The 1,672-nt window shown below is 65.9% G+C and carries 1 protein-coding gene and 1 pseudogene; both read left to right on the top strand.

The window, feature by feature from the left end; translation table 11 throughout:
• Nucleotides 1-258: pseudogene (locus tag G520_RS25540) on the top strand (methyl-accepting chemotaxis protein); the annotation flags it as partial.
• 20 nt (nt 259-278) lie between these two features.
• Nucleotides 279-1,672: PAS domain-containing protein (locus tag G520_RS0114445; protein ID WP_036666370.1), on the top strand; the 1,394-nt coding region annotated here is incomplete at its 3' end.

Raw genomic sequence — 1,672 nt, 5'->3', positions numbered from 1 at the left:
AACGCGGCGCTGGTGGAAGAAGCGGCGGCGGCGGCGGAGTCGCTGGAAGAGCAGGCGCAGCAGTTGTCGGCCGCGGTCAGCCGCTTCCGGCTGGAGGCGGCTGCGGCCCGCGCGGCCCGCGCTACGAGCTCTGCCGTCGCGCGGAGTGCCGCTGCGCCAAGAATGCATTCATCCGCCCCGCTGGCGGCCGTCAAGCCGCCCCTTGCCCGCGCGCCGCGCGGCAAGCCGGGGACGGGCAACGAATGGGAAGAGTTCTGACATCCTGAGAGGGGTCTGCAATGACGATTAAAGTCAAACATCGCCTGGCCGCGGGGTTCGCGTTTGTGATTCTCGTGTTCGCCGCCGCCATCGCGGTCGCTCTGGCCGCAAACATCGAGCTGAGCCGTACCGTGCGCGAGAATTCCGCCGTGCATGTGCCGCGTGCCAACGCCGCTAATAATTTGCAGGACGGGGTCAATCTGGGGGCGCGAGCGGCACGCAGCCTGCTGCTCGATAATCGCCCCGAGCAAGCGTCGTATCTGGGCGGCAAGATCAGCGAATCGCTGGAAGCGGAGCGGGTGGCCATCGCCAAGCTCGATTCCGTGCAGGGATCGGCGGAGAGCATGCGCCTGCAAGAGAATCTGCGTTCGTCCGCCGCGGCCTATCACGCCGATATGGTCCGTTTCCAGCAACTTTTCCAGGCCGGGCAGCGCGAGCCGGCGCGGTTGCTGCTGATGACGACGATGCGCGATGAGCAGGTCAAGTATCAGGCCGATATCGACAAGCTGACCAGCAATGAAGAGCAGACCGCGCAGCAACTCTCGATCTCCAATGCGCAGGCGGCTGAGCGTTCTTCGTTTGTACTGGGCATCTCCTTGCTGCTGGGGGGGCTGGTGGCGGTCGTCGCCGGCTGGATGATCACGCGTTCGCTGATGCGCGAGCTGGGGGGCGAGCCGGCCGAAGCGGTCAGATTGATGGAAGAACTCGCCAGCGGCGAGGTCACCATCGAGCTGAAGGTCGCCCAGGGCGACGAGCACAGCCTGTTCTTCCATATGCGCCGGGCTGCGCAGAAGGCGCGCGAGAATATCCGCGTGCGCAATGCGCTGGATGTGGCGACCGCCAATGTGATGATTATCGATGGCCAGAACCGGGTGGCTTATATGAATACGGCGGTGAGCACCATGTTCCGCGACGCCGAGCCCGATGTGCGCAAGGAGGTGCCGGGCTTTTCCGGCAACGAACTGCAGGGAACGCCGCTCGACAGCGTGCTCGGCGGCCGCGTGCATGCCGGTGACCTGCATCAGGTGCAGCGTGTTCAGATGGAAGTCGGCGGCCATACGTTCGCCTTGACGCTGACCCCGGTGTTTGGAAGTGGCGGCGCGCTGCTCGGCAGTGCGATCGAGTGGCAGGATCGCACGCGCGAGCTGGCCGAGCAGGCGGCACAGGCCGCACGCGTGGCCGAGGAGCGCCGCATCGCGTCCGAGAACGCGCGCATCCGCATCGCGCTCGACAATGTCAGCACCGCGGTGATGATCGCCGACAACGAGCGCAACATCATCTATATCAACCGCAGTGCCGACAGCCTGATGTCGCGGCGCGAGAGCGAGCTGAGACAGGCGTTGCCGGGCTTCGCCGTGCGCGAACTGCTGGGCGGCAGCATGGACCGCTTCCATCGCAACCCCGCGCACCAGCG

The sequence above is a fragment of the Paludibacterium yongneupense DSM 18731 genome (genome assembly GCF_000422925.1).
Taxonomy (GTDB): Bacteria; Pseudomonadota; Gammaproteobacteria; order Burkholderiales; family Chromobacteriaceae; genus Paludibacterium; species Paludibacterium yongneupense.
This window is presented reverse-complemented; position numbering and strand designations above follow the sequence as displayed.